This window comes from Psychrobacter sp. H27, from assembly GCF_059072655.1.
In genome coordinates this window covers 1,481,867-1,502,721 of sequence record NZ_JCACRX010000001.1, presented here as the reverse complement: position 1 = coordinate 1,502,721, position 20,855 = coordinate 1,481,867, and the positions used below count along the sequence as shown (strand labels likewise).

The 20,855-nt window shown below is 42.0% G+C and carries 18 protein-coding genes; 12 read left to right on the top strand and 6 right to left on the bottom strand.

Features of this window, described 5'->3' with window-relative positions; all coding sequences use genetic code 11:
* Positions 1-262 precede the first annotated feature (262 nt).
* From AC5JPY_RS06030 to serB, 4 genes are all read right to left on the bottom strand, one after another.
* The gene (locus tag AC5JPY_RS06030; protein WP_443525599.1) at positions 263-769 is read right to left on the bottom strand and encodes an SCP2 sterol-binding domain-containing protein; all 507 of its coding nucleotides are present in this window, start codon (positions 767-769) and stop codon (positions 263-265) included.
* A 189-nt stretch (positions 770-958) separates the two neighbouring features.
* A complete protein-coding gene (aciT, locus tag AC5JPY_RS06025; protein WP_443525601.1) occupies positions 959-1,351 on the bottom strand; it encodes an AciT family ciprofloxacin tolerance protein in 393 nt (130 codons plus the stop codon).
* 289 nt (positions 1,352-1,640) lie between these two features.
* Positions 1,641-2,636, bottom strand: coding sequence for a DUF368 domain-containing protein (locus tag AC5JPY_RS06020; protein WP_443525603.1), 996 nt, complete (start codon positions 2,634-2,636; stop codon positions 1,641-1,643).
* Positions 2,637-2,855: 219 nt separating this feature from the next.
* Entirely contained in the window at positions 2,856-4,043 is a 1,188-nt protein-coding gene (serB, locus tag AC5JPY_RS06015; RefSeq protein ID WP_443525604.1) for a phosphoserine phosphatase SerB, read from the bottom strand.
* A 399-nt stretch (positions 4,044-4,442) separates the two neighbouring features.
* Here serB and AC5JPY_RS06010 point away from each other — a divergent pair, with 399 nt between their 5' ends.
* From AC5JPY_RS06010 to AC5JPY_RS05985, 6 genes are all read left to right on the top strand, one after another.
* On the top strand, positions 4,443-5,873 hold the full coding sequence (locus AC5JPY_RS06010) for a hypothetical protein (protein WP_443525605.1): 1,431 nt from the start codon (positions 4,443-4,445) through the stop codon (positions 5,871-5,873).
* A gap of 175 nt (positions 5,874-6,048) precedes the next feature.
* Positions 6,049-6,285: a PA3496 family putative envelope integrity protein gene (locus tag AC5JPY_RS06005; protein ID WP_057761656.1), complete on the top strand. Its 237-nt coding sequence runs from the start codon at positions 6,049-6,051 to the stop codon at positions 6,283-6,285.
* 264 nt (positions 6,286-6,549) lie between these two features.
* A complete protein-coding gene (locus AC5JPY_RS06000; RefSeq protein WP_319050953.1) occupies positions 6,550-7,107 on the top strand; it encodes a YecA/YgfB family protein in 558 nt (185 codons plus the stop codon).
* Positions 7,108-7,265: 158 nt separating this feature from the next.
* Positions 7,266-7,700, top strand: coding sequence for a YbjQ family protein (locus tag AC5JPY_RS05995; protein WP_443525607.1), 435 nt, complete (start codon positions 7,266-7,268; stop codon positions 7,698-7,700).
* Between the two features lie 76 nt (positions 7,701-7,776).
* Positions 7,777-8,274 carry a YbjQ family protein gene (locus AC5JPY_RS05990; RefSeq protein ID WP_443525608.1) on the top strand — a complete coding sequence of 166 codons (498 nt, stop codon included), beginning with the start codon at positions 7,777-7,779 and terminating at the stop codon, positions 8,272-8,274.
* Positions 8,275-8,696: 422 nt separating this feature from the next.
* The gene (locus AC5JPY_RS05985; protein WP_443525609.1) at positions 8,697-9,620 is read left to right on the top strand and encodes a bile acid:sodium symporter family protein; all 924 of its coding nucleotides are present in this window, start codon (positions 8,697-8,699) and stop codon (positions 9,618-9,620) included.
* A 167-nt stretch (positions 9,621-9,787) separates the two neighbouring features.
* Here AC5JPY_RS05985 and AC5JPY_RS05980 read toward each other — a convergent pair whose 3' ends face one another.
* Positions 9,788-10,954, bottom strand: coding sequence for a formate/nitrite transporter family protein (locus AC5JPY_RS05980; protein ID WP_443525610.1), 1,167 nt, complete (start codon positions 10,952-10,954; stop codon positions 9,788-9,790).
* 312 nt (positions 10,955-11,266) lie between these two features.
* Between AC5JPY_RS05980 and AC5JPY_RS05975 the strand changes: the two genes are divergently transcribed.
* From AC5JPY_RS05975 to AC5JPY_RS05960, 4 genes are all read left to right on the top strand, one after another.
* A complete protein-coding gene (locus tag AC5JPY_RS05975) occupies positions 11,267-14,200 on the top strand; it encodes a valine--tRNA ligase (RefSeq protein WP_443525611.1) in 2,934 nt (977 codons plus the stop codon).
* 578 nt (positions 14,201-14,778) lie between these two features.
* Positions 14,779-16,125: an AAA family ATPase gene (locus AC5JPY_RS05970; RefSeq protein WP_443525612.1), complete on the top strand. Its 1,347-nt coding sequence runs from the start codon at positions 14,779-14,781 to the stop codon at positions 16,123-16,125.
* A gap of 3 nt (positions 16,126-16,128) precedes the next feature.
* Positions 16,129-17,109, top strand: coding sequence for a DUF4435 domain-containing protein (locus AC5JPY_RS05965; protein ID WP_443525613.1), 981 nt, complete (start codon positions 16,129-16,131; stop codon positions 17,107-17,109).
* Between the two features lie 122 nt (positions 17,110-17,231).
* A complete protein-coding gene (locus tag AC5JPY_RS05960; protein WP_265088134.1) occupies positions 17,232-17,363 on the top strand; it encodes a hypothetical protein in 132 nt (43 codons plus the stop codon).
* A gap of 89 nt (positions 17,364-17,452) precedes the next feature.
* Here the strand turns inward: AC5JPY_RS05960 and AC5JPY_RS05955 are convergent, their stop codons facing one another.
* A complete protein-coding gene (locus tag AC5JPY_RS05955; protein ID WP_443525614.1) occupies positions 17,453-18,349 on the bottom strand; it encodes an ABC transporter substrate-binding protein in 897 nt (298 codons plus the stop codon).
* A 637-nt stretch (positions 18,350-18,986) separates the two neighbouring features.
* Between AC5JPY_RS05955 and AC5JPY_RS05950 the strand changes: the two genes are divergently transcribed.
* A complete protein-coding gene (locus AC5JPY_RS05950) occupies positions 18,987-19,934 on the top strand; it encodes a DUF2971 domain-containing protein (RefSeq protein WP_443525615.1) in 948 nt (315 codons plus the stop codon).
* Positions 19,935-20,275: 341 nt separating this feature from the next.
* Positions 20,276-20,698 carry a YbaN family protein gene (locus AC5JPY_RS05945; protein ID WP_443525616.1) on the top strand — a complete coding sequence of 141 codons (423 nt, stop codon included), beginning with the start codon at positions 20,276-20,278 and terminating at the stop codon, positions 20,696-20,698.
* Positions 20,699-20,855 lie beyond the last annotated feature (157 nt).

The window sequence follows — 20,855 nt, the reverse complement described above, 5'->3', positions numbered from 1 at the left end:
TAAAATCAATATTGTTATCTGTTGTCATTTATAAGGTAACAAAAAAGGTTGCAGTATAGTATACCGCAACCTTTTTAGAAAATCAGAACCCTGCTAGAGAGTATGTATAAATGTCACAGTAGCGCACATAAATAGTAAGGATTTATATTCTGCTCAACTGCATGACAAACTTTTTACTACTTACTATGATCTAATACATTAGCCGTTTATGTAACCAGCTCAATACTAAATCTCTGATTTATTTGACCTGACTTACGATTATTTATTTACCCAATTTATGCTTAGCAACCCCAACCCAATGTCCAGCAAGCTGCTGTGCTTTATAAACATAAGGCTTGGCTTTTTGGAGGTATGGTTTGCACTCTTCTGGTACGGCTGGCACGATATGTTTAGCCAGTTTATTGAACCACATCATTAAGCTGTAGTCACCTTCAATGCTCAGATTGCCTTCTTGAACAGCTGTCATAAACGCAGGTAAGCTGCCTTTGGTCAATAGCTTTACACCAGTCATAGAGTCTTTAAAAGTGATGGTAAGATCTGCGTCTTTTGCATGACCACTTTGTTGACTAAACTGTCCGTTATCAAAGCTAAAAGAACGAGCGATATCAGATTCGGTACTGGCAAACTCAATGGTGACGTTGCGATCAGCAAACAATGCTTTGACATCTTCGTTGTCGCTATCAGCTAGCATAGATAGACGGTAGCCAACGACTGCGAGCAATGCATCTAATGGGTCAGATTTGATATCTAATACAGGAATAGTAAACATAGTGGAACTCCTAAAGGATGGGGCATAAAAATAAAACGTACTTTATACCAGTTTTTATAATAAATATATAATTAGATTATAAACTATCAGATGCTTTGAACTCTTTAGGAGTTAAGTAGAGTGCGTTAAGTATCTTGTAACATTCGATGTCAGTATTATGAATGAGACAGCGGCATATATAAGACAGGATTAGTGAAAGCGTGGATGGTAATCATCATCGTAAACAGGTGTATGCTCAACATAACGTGCCGCTTCCAGCTCGCGCTGCTGACTCACTGACTGGCTCACATCGTCGTAACGCAATGCTCGATACAACACCCAACCTGCCAAAGGCAACCAGCTGATACCCATAGCAATGACATAGCTGTGCCATTCTGACAGTGCAGATAACATCGAGCGACCTGCCAAGATATTCTGGATAACCTCAACGCTCAGCCAATAAACCATCCCGCCAAACAGATACCATAAAAGCCAACGCTGTGATGATAAGGCGAGTGCCACAATCATCCCTACCAGCAAGCCATAGCCCAGCCAAGCTGTGCTACTCCATGCCTCTACACCAATAAAAGAAAAAACCGTCATTACCATCATTCATCTCGCTATTCATAAGGTGAACTCCAATGAAGCTATTATGAAAGGTTATCGGACAAAGCTAAAGAGGGTATAGGCGACTTTGCGACAACCGTTGACGTTTGATTTTTTTAGTTTGTTTTTAAGATATTTGATGGCTAGGTTTTAGGCTAAGCGCCGTGAGGACTGGCGCTCATTTTGAGTGATACGGAAATGGTTTTGCTTGCTTGGGATGTCATCTGTTAGCTGGTAAGTTCGCTAATATGATTGTCAGTTTTAGAATTGACAGTCTGCCAAACGCTTAGACTCGATTGGTACGATTGCCCCACCACGATAGTAAGGACACCAAAACAGCGCCGATCAGCATAAGACCAATTGTGGTGACCCAGTGTGGACCAGTAGGATATTGCCATGGCATGACGTTATTGATTGCCTCGCTGTTAAGCGCACCCGAAACATCTACTTTCCACGGCCAGACTTTTACTAGAGAGCCTGCGATAAACCCTGTCAGCAGTGCCAATGTTGCTTGATAGTAGCGGGACAATAACCACTTTAATGCGCGAGTAAATAACAACAATCCAGTCGCCATACCTGCGACGACAGTTAGGATGACGCTTAGATTCATCGTGTCGACTGCTTCTAGTACCGCATCGTAAGCACCTAACAGTAGCAAAATAAAAGACCCTGATATACCTGGCAGGATCATGGCACAAATAGCGATTGCCCCTGCAAAAAACAAATAGGGCAGACTGGGTGTGGCTGCGAGTAGTGGCAGGCTACTAACGCCCACAGCAGTAATTAATCCAATAGTAAACAATGCCACACGGCCTATGTTCCAGTGCTTGATTTCACTCAATAAGATAAATACGGTCGCGACAACTAACCCAAAAAAGAACGACCAAATGAGGAGCGGTTGGTTGTCCAGTAGATGCTTGATGATACCAGCTAGCGTAGCAAAACTTGTGACAATACCAAGTAGTAAGCACAACAAAAATGTCGCATCAACGTGGCGCCAAATCGCAGCGAATCCTTTGATGCCGCCTTCTTGGCGAAATATCTGCCATAGATTGGGACCAATGCTACTAAGCGCATTAATCAAGCGCTCATAGATGCCGGCAATCAGTGCAATGGTACCACCAGAAACACCAGGTACGATATCAGCGGCTCCCATAGCCATTCCTTTGAGATAAACCCCCAAAAGTTGTTTTGGGTTGTCGTTGCGTACAGGAGCCGTGCTGGTATCAAGTAGCTGCGCTGCTGACGGCTGGTTTGGCCGTGGAGATTGTGGTGCCGTCATGAACAGTCCTTTATTTTTTGGAAGTGAGTATGGTTTGAGAGTAAGTGTCATCTAAGCATGAATGACTAATAAGCAATGAAAAATATAAGTGGTGGGTACTACTAGAATATTAAACCATCGAAGTAAAACCATCTCATAAGGCATGCACTAACGCATAAAAGCTGGATCAATGAAAAAAACATCAATCCAGCTTAGCAGGTACTCTAGAATGTTTAGTGATTACTCAGTAGGCGCAAGCGCTGGATAGCCGAGTGCATAAAGCGTACCCTCAAGACCAGTCACATTAATAGCGGCATCTGCACGTGCTTGCACGATTGGCTTAGCATGATAGGCAACCCCTAGATCAGCAAGCGCCATCATCGGCAGGTCATTAGCACCATCTCCGATACAGACCACTTGTGACATCTTGATGCCCAAGCGTTCAGCAGTATGCTCGACGATAGCGGCTTTTTTGGCACCATTAACAATAGGAAACTGCACATGACCAGTTACTTCATTGTCTTCAATATCCAAGGCGTTAGCATGGACTTCATCGATACCCAGCTGCTCAGCGATATAGCGGGCAAAATAAGTGAAACCGCCTGAGACCAGCACCGTATGATAGCCCAATGCTTTTAGCGCACTGATGGTGGTACGTGCACCAACTGATAATGTTAAGCGGTTACAAATATCATCAAGTACCTCAGTAGAGGTGCCTTTTAGCAACGCCACACGCTGAGCAAATGACTCATCAAAATCAATCTCGCCGCGCATCGCAGCTTCAGTGATGGCTTCGACCTCTTCACCAATACCAGCCGTTTTTGCCAGTTCTACGATGACTTCTTGTTCAATCAAAGTCGAATCCATGTCAAAGCAAGCAAGCTTATGGGTGCGCAGCATATGACCGACAGACAAAATATGACAATCGACAACGTTTAGGTCGACAGCACTATCTGCAATACCAGTGTTGTATTGTTCAGACAAATCATGACGCAGGCGAGTGGTTAGCTGATCATCGATGATGTGGGCGGCGGCAGTCTTTTTGCCAGGATGCATCAGGGTATCAGTCACGGGTACTAGCAAATAGCGGTACACTTGAGCATTGGTAAAAGGGAGGCGCTGTGCATCTGCCGCCGTCGGCTCCGTATCAGATACTGTGATATTGACAAAACTGGCATCAGTATCTTCTGCGACAGTCACCAAATGCCAGCTTGGCTGTTCATCTACCCAAGACTGAATATATTGATGAATATCGATTGCTGACACTTGCGTCGGTAGTACGACGATAAGTGCAAAAACAGGTAGCGATTGTAGCGCATCAAAATCTTGCAGATTGGTATCATCAGGCAATAATGTCGCAATAGAGTCGACGGCTTGCTGCCATGCTTTGCTGTCTTTTGGTAACGAATAAGAGGTATTTTTTGGCATGGCTCATTTGTCCCTTGTATGCTCATATAAGATTGGGAATAATAACAGTTTTCCTGAGCAGCGCCTATAGATGACGCGCAAAGTAACAATGATGTTTAAAAACAGAAATGATGCTCAAAAACAGATCTTATGATGTAAGACGCGATAGAAATGCATTGCTGTTATTATGATAAATTTATAAAGCGACTCACGCTATAAGGTTTGTTATGGTGATATAGTAGACAAGACAAACTGAGCAATAGGTAGTAACGCTAAGCCAAAGACATCAGAGCCTATGTGCTGATAAACCTCAGTGAAGTTGCATCAGTATGCCCGCATCAACATTTTCTAAAAAATAGCCAAAAAATGAGCAATAGCCTCGTTTTTTAATTTCTTTTCTCCAAAAAAGTTTACCATATCATGACGTATTTAGCGCCGCGGCAAGGGTTGTTTGCCATTATTCTTCTGGTTAGTTTTTGTTTGCAGACGCTGTTGTTGGTCATCAGTACCGACCAACAGCTGAGCAAAAGTCGTGCGTTAAAAGGCGAGCAGATGGTCGCCCAGCTGATTGATGAAGCAAGACTGTCTTTAGAAAACAAAGACCGAGTCAGTCTTAGCGTTATTGCTAATCGCTATACCAGCGAGCAAGATGTGACGCGAATACTTATCAAAGACAACACCGACGAGATCCTAGTGCCAGTAGGTAACGCGCCGATGCAACAAGGGGATACGATTCGCCAAATCGCAACCAACGGTGACGCGGTGATTGGTAGCGTCGCACTGACCCTAAAAGATGTCAGTAAGGGCGAAATCATTACCATGCAATGGCCGTTCGTGATCGGCACAATGCTACTGCATTTATTGTTATGGTTAATTTATGGTTATCTTGCACGCCCTACCAAGGAGCAAATCAGCGCACTAAGTCGCAGTATTCAAGAGCTGTACCGCGAGCAATATAATCAGGTCGACCAGCGAGGCTACAATCGTGATCTTGAGCGCCGCACAGACACTAATAGTAAAGCATCTAGCGCCGCTCCCGAACAAGCGCTGACCGAAGACACAACGAACACACGTACGTTCAATGTACATAACGAAGTCAACGAATATCTCAGAACACAGCAAAATCAAGGCGTCAATGACGAAGCGAGCAGCTTGACCGCCACGACTGAGGATAGTGTCGTTGGCGCAGCAGCGACGAGCGACGATCAGCCCAGTAGTCATACAGCTAAACTGTCTGCGACGCGAAACGTTGATAGCGTACGAGTCCAAATCGTCTTTCATGATGAGTTCAATATGCTGGAGCGTTTAGCACCAGCTCAGCGCCTACCTTATCTGGCGCTGTGTACGCAACTGCTCAATCAGGCAGTGACCGAGCTACTCAAACAGCCACTATTGCTGGGCGTCAGTGCGACCAATGAGGCACGTTTCGAGGACGATGGCGCAAGCGTGGTATTAAAGGCGGACAATAGCCATGCAAAAGTGGCGCTGGCTGGTGTGATGCTCGCCAAATTGTACTTGATGCTTAACAAAATCATTCACGATAAGCACATTGAGCTGTCACGTTTTGCCTTACCAGCAAAAGCAGGTGTCAGCGATGAGGCGCAAGCAGAAGCAATGACACATCTGCTACAGAGTATCGGCAAAAAAGAGCAGCTGTTGATACTATTACCTAATGCAGGTCTCAAACAGATCAGCAATCATGTACAAGTACATAGCATCATGCGCCCAACGACAGTTTATGAGCGAGAATGTGCGATATTCGATGGTGGTAATGATTCCCTGATTCAGCGATTGGCAGACGTGCGTAATGCGGTGCTGATGATTGAAGACGACGATGAGTCATCTATGTAGAGGCATTATTTATATTACAATTGTCCGCTATATTACCTATATCACGGTCTTGGCACTGAGGCCGAAATGTGACATATTAAGAAAAAGCATTGACAACATTCAACAGAGACTTTATAAGGCATATATATATTAATGTATATTTAATACCCTTGCCTAAAAATGATAGGAGTTTGTCATGAGTGACGCTGATATTGACGACGATTTTGATGATGATTTTGTCGACGATGATGATGCAAAGATGGTTGAAGAAGCTGAGACGAGCGTACGTACGCGCTTGAGTAGTTTAGAGAAGCGTCGACTGATCGATAATTTGCTAGAAGAAAAGCGTTTGGCTAAAGAATTAAAAGACGATCTAGATGATATAGACAATTTCGATGAAGACGGCGATGACTGGGACGATGATGACTTTTAATTTGTATGCTTTGATCGTCTAAGCTGACTAAAGTGCTTTAATGATCGACCGACACATTACTATTCAATTGTTGATATAGAGTACTCGCTGTTTGTTGTTATTTACAGTTGCTCGCAGTCGTTTCTATCTGATGATACATACTTCATAAAGGCTGCTTGGTTTTAGTGATTCAAGCAGCTTTTGTTTTCAGACCATCCACCATCTTGCATACAACGGATCAATTGCTGCGGTTGATGACACCTATCTTTCAAGGACTACCAAACCATGAGTAACCAACTAAGTTTTGATGAATTACTAGATTATTTGGATAACCAAGAGAGCCAGTTCGTGCTCGATAGTGTCGCGGCGCATGGCTTTTTGACAGCGACTGTCATCGGTCGTCCACTGCCTAACTGGATGGATGCGCTTTTTGAAGGACATGTGAGTGAGATTCCAGACAATGTCATCGATGGCATCAAACGCTGGCGTGACTCGATCATGGCTGAGCTAAAAAACGAGACGCCGATTGAGTTACCATTTGGTGAAGATGCTGGTGACGAAGAGGTAGCAGTTGATTTTTCAGATGAGTCGGATATCGTGGCTTGGTCGATTGGTTTTGTCGATGCGATGTATGGCGATGAGGCGAGCGATTGGTTCGAAGACGAAGAGACAGCAGAAGACGTTGCTGTACTGACCTTGCCAATGATCGTACTAAGCGGCATCGATGATGAAGATCCAGAGCTGTCTGAAATGCGTAAAGATGAAGATAAGATGGTACAAATGGCTAATAGCATCGAGGGTAATTTGACCGAGCTGTTCTTATTGTTCCATACCAATGACTAGTCGTTACTCTAGGAGACTATACCACTGTGTGGTACTACTAGCGGCATATAGTGGCACGCACTAGTACAATAGCATAGTCTCTTTACTTATATTAAAGCTGCCCCATGTATTTTGGTCATTTTCTTAGATACGTTATAAGTCACTGATAAGGTCTTGTTATGGCTGTGCAACTCTCCAATCTTGAACACCTGCCCAATTATCAAATCACCGAGCGCATAGATGTGGTATACGGCAGCACAGTACGCTCAAAGCATGTAGGCAAAGACTTGTTTGCTGGACTAAAAAACATCGTCGGTGGTGAGCTGACGGCTTATACCGAGCTGTTAGAAGAGTCACGTCAAGAGGCGATAGATCGTATGATAGTCAAGGCAGAGGCGCTGGGTGCTGATGCGATTGTAGGACTACGCTTTTCAACTTCTAGTATCGCACAGGGTGCCTCAGAGCTGTTTGTCTATGGTACGGCTGTCAAAGCGGTACCGCAGCAACAATTCCAAAACCCGCCAAGTGATAGCCACCATCACTCAGCTCAACATATGAATCCTCAAACCCCAACCGCGCCCGATGATTTACCGCGTTTCAATCCCTTTGGTTAATTTTGTTTGATTAATTCATTTCGGTTAATTATATAATGCTAAAAGCTGTAGTGCTGTTTATGATGAGAGACGTGCCATGAATGACTCACTGATGCAAGTGCTTATCAATTATGGGCCGTTTGTCTTTCTATTCGCTGCTGGTTGGTTTTTTGGCTCGCGTCACGAGCGTCAGCATTTAGCGCAGCTAAGAGTAGCAGAGCAAGCATTGGGTGATATTACCGTCTCAAGTGAACGCTTCTATCGTCCTCTGCTGGCGACTGGTAGTGAGGGTGAGCTGGTACTGGGTAGTGTTGTCATCGCGCAAGATTATTTTAAAATGATTATCGCCCGTGTACTGAGTGTCTTTGGCAAAAACCTAACTACCTACGAGACATTATTAGATCGCGCGCGCCGTGAGGCGATCGTCCGTATGCGCACCCAAGCAAAAGCCAAAGGCTACACACATATCTATGGTTTGCGCTTAGAAGTCACCAATGTCAACCAATTGGGCAGTATGGTAGAAGCCATAGCCTATGGTACAGCGGTAATCAGTACTGACCATACATCTGCTACACCTCACGTGATACCCGTCTAGATCGTTTTTACCTCAGTCTCAGACATATAAACTGATAGTTGACTGACGAGTAGTCAAAAAAATCAAATACATACACTTTTACAACGATATACTGAATTTTGCCGTTCCGTTATTATTTCGGTTCGTATGGACTAAAAATCGTTATTGCCAAAAATTAGTACTACAAGAATCAGTATTACAAGTACTCGTACTATAAAAACCAATACCGTAAAAGACCAGTACCATAAAGAATTAATACCGTAAAAGATGAGTATCATCAAAAAATTGTCGTTCTAAGCACACAGTTGTGTGAATCAAGATTATATAAAGAGCTGACAACATCGATGGCTGTTACCCCAGATATCAGCAGGATTGGCTGATTGAGCATCACAACGTTGTCATAAACTTGCCCGTGTAAGGGCTCTATCTACAAGGATGTAGTTATGGAAGGTGTGGAGTTAGTCACGTTTGTAAATTCAAAAGTTATTCCTATCAGTATTTTTTTAATTATGATGGGAATGGGACTGTCCCTAGTTACCAATGACTTTAAACGAGTCGTCAAGTACCCCAAGGCCGTCGGTATAGGTCTCACCAATCAGCTTATATTTTTACCACTGGTTGGTTTTGCTTTAGCGGCGTCTATGTCATTAGAGCCTGAGTATGCGGTTGGGGTTATGTTGCTGGTACTGTGTCCTGGTGGCACCACATCAAACCTATTCACTTACCTTGCCAAAGGCGATGTCGCCCTGTCGGTTACAATGACCGCTATTGCCAGCGTCATTACTGTATTTACCATTCCTATCGTACTTAGCTTTTCGCTCGTCTACTTCATGGGAGCGGGCAGCGAGTTTCAACTGCCAGTCGCCAAGACCATGATTAGTCTGATTGCGCTGACTATCTTGCCGGTTAGTATCGGGATGCTGATCAAAAAATATAAGCCTAACTTTGCTGATAGAGCACAGGTTATGGTATCCCGTTTTGGGGTGATCTTTTTGAGCTTCTTGGTGCTTTTCTTGAGCTATGTGCAACGAGACATCATTGTAGAGGCCCTAATTGCTACTGGTCCTGTATCGCTCATATTAAACGTATCAACGATGGCACTTGGGTATTATACGAGTAAATGGTTTGGTCTCAATCCTGAACAGAGAAGATCAATCACCATGGAAGTCGGTCTACAAAACAGTACGCTATCGATGTTTATGGCATTGACGCTGCTCGCTAACTATAAGATGTCGTTGACGCCAGCTATCTACACGCTAATTATGTTCTTGACCGCTGGTATCATGGTCAGAGTATTCACAGCTCAGCACAATAAAGCCAAAAAAACCGAGATAGAAAACAGTGTATTGGCAGCACGTAGAATGTAAGGTGCTTAAAATATTAAGATAACCGTAATAATGTATGATTGCGCCAGTTGAGACAGTACTTGGCAAAAAAGTAGTAATGTATGATGCAATAAAAAAGCCCGCAATACGCTTCGTATAAGGAAGTGCGTTGCGGGCTTTTGTGTGTAGTACCTCTTTTTATCTCAAATCTAAAATCTTCGTCTGTCTATTTTTGCTCTCGCCTCGGCAGTTTGCTCTTTGACCTTTTCGATTTCAAATAAGAACGTACGGTTTTTGAGTACGGCAACGAATACCACGCCACCCACCGTATTGCCCACCAGTACCACGACTAAAAATACCAAATAGTGCCAGAGGCTGACGGTATTGCCATATAGCAGTGCTGAAAATACCTCGATGTTGCCCACGATACTATGGTGCAATCCCAAGAACCCAATACTACCAGTGATGAGGGTGACCAAGACGATACGGCTCAGAGTGTCACGGGCAGAAGTCACTAGCCATGCAGCGACGCCCATCATCCAGCCTGCCAGCACTGCACTGCCAAAGATAACCCACCACTCAAACCCCAAAATATGCTCGGCATAGGCGTCAATAGCATGATCTGTAAACAGGTGCATGTGTAGACCTAGACCAATCATAAGGGCTGCAAATATACAACCGCCCACGATATTACCAGCAATAACGATGCCCCACAGCCTGAGCAATTTATGCAGTGGTTCGATTTTATTGAGTACAGGCAGACTGAGTAGGGATGTTTGTTCAGTAAATAATAACGACTGACCGATCACCACAATAATAAAGCCAATCGGATAGAGTAGGGACGACAATACCATCGCATAGCGACTGGGCAATACGTCATTTAGTAGTGCAAACGCGGATAAAATCACAAAAAAACTGATACCAATCTCGAGCCCAGCGGTAAAGGCACTGGTAAATAACGACCCAAGTGAGCGCTGAAAGGTTTCTTTGGCATGGATGACTTGCTCTACCAAGATACTGGCGTAGCTTTTTGCTTGGCTTAGATTGTCATCACTGGCGACTTTTTTGATGGTTTCTTTATCTTCTTCGCTGATTTCTTCTGGCAAGTCATCATTATCCAGTTCTTCTGTGGCTTTTATGTGGTTATCTGAGTGATGGCTGTCCACATCAGAGCTGTCTATATGAGAGCCGGCGTGAATGTCTTCTACGGCGTGGCTGTGCTGTAGGGTATGACTGTGCTCCATACTGTTATTTTTGTGACTGCCATTCAGCGCATCGTCATCTGAATTTACGTGACTTGTGGTACTCGTATGCAGAGCATTATCGTTTGGCAAGTTGCTTTGAGAGTTAGAGGGTTGCTCGGTATCTTGGGGCACGGTCAGCTCACTGTTGGTTATATAGTGTTTTAGTACGTTTCAGGCTTGGTAGTTTTAAATTTTAGTATGCTCAAATACAGCTACCATTCATATTTTATCGTATGAGGGTAAGATATTCTGTTGCGCGTTTGGCTGACTGGGGTTGTTAATTGAGGAATAAATGCGGTTCACGTCCTATAAATTGCCTTACCATCTAACAAAATCTGCCTATCTGCGTTAAAATCACACTATCAATAACTTTCTCTGTTTTTATAGCATTCTGTGCCATCTCAGTTTGACCACATTCATTACCAACAATAAGATCACCCTATTATGAGTAACCAGACCCTCACGCAATCTATCCAAGCGGCGCTAAGCCAACTAGAAAATGCCTATAATCCTGCACAAGTCGAAGCAGGTATGTATCAAGGCTGGGAAGAGAGCGGCTATTTTCAGCCGACGTTTGACAAAGACGAGTCGTTTTCTATCGCGCTGCCACCACCAAACGTCACAGGCTCGCTGCACATGGGTCATGGTTTTAACAACGCCATCATGGATGCGCTCACCCGCTATCACCGCATGGATGGTGACAATACGCTGTGGCAACCAGGTACAGATCATGCGGGTATCGCCACCCAGATGGTTGTTGAGCGTCGTCTGGAAGCGCAAGGTATCAAGCGCCGTGACATGACCCGTGCAGATTTCATCGATAAAGTATGGGAATGGAAAGAAGAGTCGGGCGGCAATATCACCAGCCAAATTCGTCGTCTAGGTAGCTCGGTTGATTGGTCGCGTGAGCGTTTTACCATGGATGATGGTCTATCTAACGCAGTAAAAGAAGTGTTCGTTCGCCTGTTTGACGATGGACTTATTTATCGTGGTAAGCGTCTGGTGAACTGGGATCCTAAGTTCCAAACTGCGCTGTCTGACCTCGAAGTCGAAAACCATGATGAAAAAGGTAGCTTATGGCATTTTCGCTATCATTTCACGGATACAGAGCTGACCACTCAAGATGGTAAAAACTATCTGGTCGTAGCCACCACACGTCCTGAGACTTTGCTCGGTGATACTGCTGTTGCGGTCAATCCTAGCGATGAGCGTTACGTGCATTTGGTTGGCAAAACTATTACTTTGCCGATTACGGGTCGCGTCGTGCCTATCGTCGCTGATGATTATGTCGAAAAAGACTTTGGTACGGGTTGTGTCAAAATCACTCCAGCGCATGACTTTAACGATTATGAATTGGGTCGTCGCCATAGTTTGCCATTGATTAACATCCTTGATGAGCGCGCCAATATCCTACCAGCGATGGAAGTCTATCCTGACTTGCAAACGCGTGAGCCAGAATTAGAGACCACACCGAGCGAATACGCAGGACTTGAGCGTTTTGCCGCGCGTAAATTCCTTGTAGAGCAAGCAGGCGAGCAAGGCTGGCTAGAAGATATCGAGGACTACGCGCTAAAAGCACCACGTGCTGAGCGTGGCGGTACGATCGTTGAGCCATGGTTGACCGATCAGTGGTATGTCGCTGTTAAAGAGCTGGCTAAGCCTGCGATTGATGCAGTAGAAGACGGCAGTATTGAGTTCGTCCCTGCACAGTACAAAAACATGTATATGGCGTGGATGACTGATCTGCAGGACTGGTGCATCAGTCGTCAGCTGTGGTGGGGTCATCGTATCCCCGCATGGTATGACGATGCGACAGGTGAGATTTATGTCGCCCGTGATGAGGCGGAAGTGCGTACTAAATACAACCTAAGCGACGATGTAAAACTGCGCCAAGATGATGACGTGCTCGATACATGGTTCAGCTCAGGTCTATGGACGTTCAGTACGCTTGACTGGGCAGACGTCAACGCCGATCCACGCGTGATGGACACTTTCCATCCGACCAGCGTGCTCGTGACAGGTTTTGACATTATCTTCTTTTGGGTTGCGCGCATGATCATGATGACCATGCACTTTGTGAAAAACGAAGACGGTACGCCGCAAGTACCGTTTAAGACCGTATATGTGCATGGTCTGGTACGTGATGGCAATGGTCAGAAAATGTCAAAATCGAAAGGTAACGTCTTAGATCCGATTGACCTAATCGATGGTATTGAGCTAGAAGCGCTGGTAGAAAAACGCACCAGCAACATGATGAATCCAAAAGACGCGGCCAAGATCGAGAAGCAAACGCGTAAAGAGTTCCCAGAGGGTATCCCAGCTTATGGTACGGATGCACTACGCTTTACCTTTACCTCGCTTGCTAGTACTGGTCGCGATATCAACTTTGACCTTAAGCGTGTCGAAGGCTATCGCAACTTCTGTAATAAAATCTGGAACGCCAGCCGTTTTGTACTCATGAACTGTGTCGATGGTGACAGCAATGCCAAGCCTATCGACCAAACGGCGAACCCTGACGTGTGGGAATTACCAGAAAAGTGGATCATGAGTCGTCTGAACTCTACCGTTGCCGATATCCATCAGCATTTCGCTCAGTATCGTCTCGATATGGTCAGCCAAGATATCTATGAGTTCATCTGGAACGAATACTGTGATTGGTACGTTGAGCTTGCCAAAGCCAGTCTAAATGATGACTCAGTATCTGACGAGCGTAAAGCGCAAATCCGCTATGTGCTACTGCACGTACTAGAGACGGCGCTACGTTTCACCCATCCAATCATGCCGTATCTGACTGAGCAAATCTGGCAGACCATCGCGCCACTACTGGGTCGTAAAAACACCGACAGCATCGTGGTCGCTGACTATCCACAGACCGATGACAGCCAAATCAGCGAGCAAACTGAAGCGGATATGGCGTGGCTACAGGAGCTAATCGCGAGCGTCCGTAACATCCGTGGTGAGATGAAATTGGGCAATGCGGTACGTTTGCCAGTGCTACTACAAAACGTCTCTAGCGATGAAGAAGCGCGTCTATCACGTATCAAAAACCAGTTCAAAGCGCTTGCTAAAGTCGAGAGCCTAACCATCGTCAAAGAAGGCGATGATGTGCCGCTATCGTCATCAAGTATGGTCGGTCAGCTACGGGTACTCGTACCGATGAAAGGGCTAATCGATCCTACGGCTGAGCTAGCACGTCTGGGCAAAGCGCATGAAAAGCTACAAAAGCAAGCCGACGGCATCGCGCGTAAGCTAGGTAACGAAGGCTTTGTCAGTAAAGCACCTGCGGAAGTGGTCGATGCTGAGAAAGCGAAACTGGCTGAGCTAGAAGGGCAGTTGACCGCGACGACGGCGCAGATGGAGCAGTTAAAAGCATTATAAGAAAAGCAAAAGCTTAAAAAGCATGGCCTCAGCATCGGAGTCCTTTAAAAATGGGCAAATATGCGATGCATGGGGCGTTGTTCTTTAATCACTCAGCTCGGCGCTCGTCCCTCGCGCAAGAACCTATCATTGATAGAGGAAATATGGGTCAAGTGGCTAGATACTTAACCTGTGTCTACCTCTGTTCAGGTTTTTGTTATCGTGTTTCCTCCTGTAGAGAATGAAACAGAAGTTAATACTCAATCCGTTAAGTAAAAACGCAAACTTGGGTTTTTACAAGGTGAGATGACGATGCCGAACGAGACTCATTGGGGTGATGATTAATTGAAAAGTTTTTAGGGTAGGTTAATGGATTATCTACTTGAAACTTATATTGTGCATTACCATGAAAAGTAAAAAAGTTAAAGATATTATTATGAAAATTTAAAATAGCTTGCTTGCGATTTTGCAGTTTTCTTACTATGTTCTAATTATATCTGCACTTTGATATTAGCTTTAATATTCCTGTAATTTAATATTAATTCTATTAGTTTTTTTAATAAATATCTATAATAATAGTCTACGCAAAGGTAATGATTATGAGAAATAATGAGTTCGATATATCTAAAGAGGAGGTGAATTTTCAAACAACACCTATAGGAAAATTAGTCATTAAAAAATTACATGGCGATAAAGACTTAAATGTAGATATATATGATAATTGTTTAATCATAGTTGGAGATAACGGGTTTGGTAAAACTAGTGTACTCAATATAGTGTATTCTATTTTAAGTGGTAACATGAAACACTTAAAAGATGTAAATTTTTCAGAAGTTGGGTTATATTTTACGGATACTAAAACGAATAAACCTAGTTCTATAAGTATTAGTAGGATAGAACTTAGAATCTATGAAGAATTCAGTAATATAAGTAATCATAAGACCACTATTTCTTTTAACTCAAAAAGTTCTAAAATTATTAAACATTTTTATAATCAAAAAATTAGTAAATATTTGGATGTAGATTCAGATCACTATCATGATGAAGTGATAACTAGCTTAGTTAATGAGTCGGAATCAAAAGATTCTATAGAAAGTATTTTTGATAAATATGAAGAAATCAAAAATAAGATTACCAGAGCTAAAGACCAACTAAATTTTCAAACATTATTCCTTCCTACATATCGAAGAATTGAACAGAATTCTGAGTATTTCGGGCTAGAAGAAGTAGAGGATGATAATATAAATTTTGGAATGGATGACGTAAAGACTGCTATTAAGAAAATTACAAACGAAATTATTCAGTCTTCAATTAACTGGGTATCTAAAGTCAATGGTGAAATAATAAATGAAATAATAAATATCGAAGACGAAATAATAATATTTGATAAAAGTAATGAAGAGCAAATAAAAAAAACACTAAATAGGATTGATGAAAGACATCTCAATAGTGCAAGTAAAGAGAAAATATTTAAATTGATTGAAAGTGGAAAAATTGATGAGAATGAGACTCTTGTATATTTTTTGAATAACATGCTTAAGCTATACAAAGAGCAAAACAAGAATGATAATAAATTAAAAGACTTTTCTAAGGTTTGTAATAAGTATCTTAAAAACAAAAAAATCCAATATGATGAAATAAAGGTAAAGTTAAAAGTACTGAAAGGTATAGATAACGAAGAGATAGATTTTAGCTTACTTAGCTCTGGAGAAAAACAAATAATATCTATTTTCGCAAGGTTGATTTTGACTGATGATAAAAATATAGCTGTAATTTTTGATGAGCCTGAAATATCAATATCTATTAAGTGGCAAAAAATGATTTTAGAAGATATTTATAATTTAAAAAATTGCGGTTTTTTAATAGCTTCAACACATTCTCCATTTATTTTTTCAAATAGATTGCAGAAGTATACAGTAGATATTGAAGAAAAAATTGGAGCCTAGTCTATGAGTATGGTGGAAGCTATGTTATCTGAGCTTGAAGATACTTCTGTATTATTAAGCAAGTTTATGGATATCTCGAAGAGTAAAGCTTATAAAAAGAAAGAGTTGATTCCCTGTATTGTAGAAGGTGATGAAGATTATAGTTTTTATGAACCTAAAGTAAGGCCTTTACTAGAAATGAGTCTAGAGAAAATTATAAGTGGCGGTATAGATAAAGCTATTGAATTTTTAAATGTTATAAATGAAAGTAACTATTACTCAGGTAGTATATTTATAATATTTTTAGATTCTGATTTCGGTCTAAATTTGCAAAATAAATTAGAAGATTCTAGAGTTTTTTACTTGAATAAATACAGTATAGAAAATTTTTACATAACCGACGATTTCTTTTGTAATATATTAGAGTCCTTAACTAAGTTAGAGAAAGAAAGAGATAGTGAGACTGGTGAGATATCTGAAGATTCAGACTTTATTAAAGTTAGGAACTTTATTCTAAGCGAAAGAGACAATCTATTGTTACTCTTGGAAGACTATATGATATGTCTTAGAGCAATAGTAACTGGTGAGTCAGAAATTGAATTTAAGTCTTTTAAAGATATATTACCTAAATTAGTCCAAGATAAAAATTTAATTAATGATAATAATGAGTTAATTATACCTAATTTCAAAAATATTTTTGACTTAGAATATTTGAGTCAAGCAGAAATAGGCTATGTGGAAAATAACATTTTAGATTCTAAAGAGTATTTCAGTAGAGTCACTTCTTTGGATTCATACAGAGGAAAAGAGTTAGTTTTCATCGCTCATAGGGTGTTGTCTTTAGCTAAAAGTACTTTTCATAAAAAAAGTGACAGAATAAATACTAAGTTAAAATTTAAGAAGCAGATTAAAGAAGAAGATTTCATATGTGATTTTACAGCTTATACAGAAGAGCCAAAAGGTTTGAGAGATTTTATCGAAAATATAAAAGCCAGCTATATTTGAGCTTTTAACTAATGCTATAGATTGATTAAAAGTTATTCCAGTCTTCTTTGAGAGCAATTTTTTACTGCCAATAATTAGCTTATTATCTTTAAAGGAATAATACGTTAACGTTAAGGAACACCATGAACCATCTCACCGTCGGACAACGCGCGCCTCTAAGCAACCTTGCTATTGACGATACCGCACCCATCACGCTTAAGTTCACTCGTCAAAGCCCGATAGAGATGGACATCAGCTGCTTAGTATTAGTTTAACTTCGCTCTTATTTAAAACAATAAAAAAACCGCCACAGCAAAACTATGGCGGTTTTTTATTATTCAAAATAACTTAACTTCTAAAATCTCTATAGCGCCCACAGCGATTGATACTGCTCATCAGTCAACGTCACAATATCGATCTCGGCTAGCATCTCGCGCAGTTCTTCCCACTTATTTGCATCAGGTGTGATTGGCGTGATCAATCTGCCCAGCGTATTATCAATGATGGCACCCATCAGCGCATCTGCTTCGGTTTTGCTATAGTCGTAATACATGCGGTGAGCGGTGGCTGGCTCGTTTTTACACAGCTCTGTCATTTGGTTGGTCACGTCGATAAAGGTATCTATCGCGTCTTTTTTCGCGCTATAGATCTCATCCGTCGTCAGAATCTCTAACGCCGAAAAGTTGGGATAAGGTGACAGATGCTGATCGATAAACGTAAAGTCCAACCCTTCATGAGTTGCCTCAACGCCCTCAAAGTTATAAAAGCACAGCCACGCACCATCGAGACTTGGGTCTTCTTGCAGGTTTTTGATGTGATAGAAGTCTTTTTGCACAAACGTCACATTATCACGGCTGATAGTAAAGCCATTTTTCTTGGCATAACGCGCCAATATCTCAAAGCCAATACGATTGGTTTTTTCTTCAGCAGCAGGGGTACAGATGCGAATCGGCTGATGGTTCTTGAGCTTATCCATACTGGACTGCTGCATCAATATGCCACCATCGGTCTCAAAAAAGCAGCCCAATGCGCGCAGATTAGGTGCGTAATGTTCAAACAGATGAATCGGCTCATTCACATGTAGATCGATGCTTTGATTCTGTAGTTCAGCAAAACCATCATAATGGTCATCTGGCTCAATAATAGTGATATCTAACCCTGCTTGCTCGTATGCGCCTGTGATCACACCCGCGATAAAAGGCAAGTGATCAGGGTTCAAGAACCATTCGAGAGTGAGGATCAGTTTAGTAGTCGATTGCATGGTTGTTTCCTTTTTAATGATAGAAAACAATCAGACTGATGCTGTTCAAATACAACATGAAAGGCGAAACAAGAAAAGCAAAATCTACATATGATAGGCGTATGGGTATTGGTACCTCATTTATCCATATCGCATATCTGCGTTCCTTATTTACGTACCTTATCCATAGACGATAAGGTATGTCATGCTTGTTTCCTACGTCAGTGCTAACTGCTTCAGGTTCACGGGTGTCTCTCAGCGATGGTTTTGACGACGTTAGAACGTCAAAAGCAAAGCACCCCGACAAGATTGAGTGGTATTACAGTATTTTTAAGCAGTAGCGCTACTGAATCAGTACCGCTAACGGCGACTGTAGATAGCTTTTACCAAATAGTTACTACTGATGGTTATTACCATATGGCTATTGCCTCATCATAGACGACCTACGAGCGGTAATGCAAGGTATTGGATTGAGTCATGAGTTGGTATGCTTTGTGCAGTTGTTATATGTTATGCCTTTGATAGGCGATCGAAAATATTGGCAAAAAAAGGTATGATTAGTAAACTGAAGTCGAATATAACGATAAGGTTTGTCTGTCTTTGCTATTACAGCTAGAAATGCTCTGTCATCTATATGTGAGACCTAATGAGTTAAGTTATGAGTAAAGTCTATCACTATACGAGTACCGCTGGATTTTTGGGTATAGTCAATGACTCAAGCATATGGGCGACCAATATCTTTTTTTTGAATGATTATCAAGAAATGAAAAAAGGTATTGATTACGTCAGAAAAAATCTAAAAGACGAAAAGTTATTTGAGTCTATGTCGCAGGACTATCAAAAAATTATCGAAAGATTGCAGGAGATATCTACCGATCACTACAGTCTGGAGGCTGATGCAGAGTTGTCGCTCACCAACTATCTGCTAGAGATGCTGGTGGGGCTCAGTCAGCAGTTTTATATCACCTCTTTTACACATAACAAAGACTACCTGAGACAGTGGACATCTTATTGTGAACACAATGACGGTATCTGTATAGAGTTCGATGAGCACGTACTGTCAGATGGTTTTAAATACAATAAATTCAATCGACACTCTCAAGCGCATCACAGGTTCGATAGTATTATCTATAGTTACTCCAATAGTATAAAAAGGTATTTTGATAAGCATAAAATAAGAGAGGTGTTCTTAAATAGAAAACAAGCACTGGTCAATAATGTGCGCAGTATTAGGGAGCATAGTGCGCTCAGAAAGACAGGTACGGAGTATAGATATAATGCGACCGCTGACTTACTGTTCTCTTCTATACTTGAGGCGCTAACAGAGTTTGCGCTGATAAGGAATCCACAATTCTCTGATGAAAAAGAGAAAAGATTGATACTGACGGTGATTAATCAGCATGACAAATCGATTAAGTTTCGCTCAAAATCAGGCGTGATTATTCCGTATATTCCTGTCCATATCGATCTAAAGAGCATTACCAAAGTGATCATATCGCCGACAGATGATGCGACCCTCAGACGAAAAGGGATCGAGCTGTTAAGAGGCCGGTATAATTTGGACTTTGAGATATGTGAGTCAGAGTGTCAATTAAGGAAAATATAAGGGATCAGCCCGTACGAGGGCAGATAATATAAACTTAAAAATATTCAAGCATTGAGACGCATTCGATCTTATAAAAGTAATCGCTCTTTAGACATAAAAAACCGCTCATCATTCAATGGGGAGCGGTTTTTACGGTTAGTGAGCTCATTAATGGTTTTTTCTGAAAACGACTCGGTATATGAAACAAAAGACAAACTAAAGACGCAAAAGTAATCTTGTGTGCCTATAGTGTCTAAGGCATGATGAATGCTCATCTGGACTGATATCAATAGCGCTGATAGATGATCGCGTTGATTGATGTCGTTCTTTTACTCACTTGCTAACCATACGATACGGCTGTCATGAGCAATAATAAAAAAGCGTTTTATCATAGGCCAAAGACCAATCAATCCAAAAGCCCAATGATGCGTTGGACGTTTGTGACGCTCGGCTGGATATTTTTTGTTTTAGGAATTATCGGTATCTTATTGCCGGTTATGCCGACAGCACCATTCATACTACTAGCAGCAGGGTGCTGGGCGCGTAGTTCTAAGCGCTTTCATTTTTGGCTGATCAATCACAAGTATTTTGGTAAGTTTGTACGCGATTGGGAGGAGAGCCATGCCGTTCCTCTATATGCCAAGTGTCTGGCAACGGTCATGATGGCAGCATCAACCGCTATGTTATTTTATCGCTTACCTACGGATATGATGTGGATAGCATGGCTGGTAGCCGCTGTCTGTAGCGGGGTCGCGATATATTTATTCCGTCTGCCAAACGCCTAAAATTGTTGCAATTTGTACCAAATATGGCGCCAGTTACACGAAAGATGAGATAAGGCTTGCGATACTAGGATGTACCCCTTATAATACGCCCAAGCTTAAGAGCAGTTCTGCACCAAATCATTACCTCGTAGTATTAGTTATAATCCTTCGTTTTAAT

Bases quoted from the DNA above. Each gene is read 5' to 3' on its own strand.
- AC5JPY_RS06005 (WP_057761656.1), top strand. From the start codon at position 6,049: ATGAGTGACGCTGATATTGACGACGATTTTGATGATGATTTTGTCGAC.
- AC5JPY_RS05945 (WP_443525616.1), top strand. From the start codon at position 20,276: ATGAGCAATAATAAAAAAGCGTTTTATCATAGGCCAAAGACCAATCAA.
- AC5JPY_RS05955 (WP_443525614.1), bottom strand. From the start codon at position 18,349: ATGCAATCGACTACTAAACTGATCCTCACTCTCGAATGGTTCTTGAAC.
- AC5JPY_RS05970 (WP_443525612.1), top strand. From the start codon at position 14,779: ATGAGAAATAATGAGTTCGATATATCTAAAGAGGAGGTGAATTTTCAA.
- AC5JPY_RS05985 (WP_443525609.1), top strand. From the start codon at position 8,697: ATGGAAGGTGTGGAGTTAGTCACGTTTGTAAATTCAAAAGTTATTCCT.
- AC5JPY_RS05965 (WP_443525613.1), top strand. From the start codon at position 16,129: ATGAGTATGGTGGAAGCTATGTTATCTGAGCTTGAAGATACTTCTGTA.
- AC5JPY_RS05975 (WP_443525611.1), top strand. From the start codon at position 11,267: ATGAGTAACCAGACCCTCACGCAATCTATCCAAGCGGCGCTAAGCCAA.
- AC5JPY_RS05950 (WP_443525615.1), top strand. From the start codon at position 18,987: ATGAGTAAAGTCTATCACTATACGAGTACCGCTGGATTTTTGGGTATA.
- aciT (WP_443525601.1), bottom strand. From the start codon at position 1,351: ATGACGGTTTTTTCTTTTATTGGTGTAGAGGCATGGAGTAGCACAGCT.
- AC5JPY_RS05960 (WP_265088134.1), top strand. From the start codon at position 17,232: ATGAACCATCTCACCGTCGGACAACGCGCGCCTCTAAGCAACCTTGCT.
- AC5JPY_RS05995 (WP_443525607.1), top strand. From the start codon at position 7,266: ATGGCTGTGCAACTCTCCAATCTTGAACACCTGCCCAATTATCAAATC.
- serB (WP_443525604.1), bottom strand. From the start codon at position 4,043: ATGCCAAAAAATACCTCTTATTCGTTACCAAAAGACAGCAAAGCATGG.
- AC5JPY_RS06030 (WP_443525599.1), bottom strand. From the start codon at position 769: ATGTTTACTATTCCTGTATTAGATATCAAATCTGACCCATTAGATGCA.
- AC5JPY_RS06010 (WP_443525605.1), top strand. From the start codon at position 4,443: ATGACGTATTTAGCGCCGCGGCAAGGGTTGTTTGCCATTATTCTTCTG.
- AC5JPY_RS06020 (WP_443525603.1), bottom strand. From the start codon at position 2,636: ATGACGGCACCACAATCTCCACGGCCAAACCAGCCGTCAGCAGCGCAG.
- AC5JPY_RS06000 (WP_319050953.1), top strand. From the start codon at position 6,550: ATGAGTAACCAACTAAGTTTTGATGAATTACTAGATTATTTGGATAAC.
- AC5JPY_RS05990 (WP_443525608.1), top strand. From the start codon at position 7,777: ATGAATGACTCACTGATGCAAGTGCTTATCAATTATGGGCCGTTTGTC.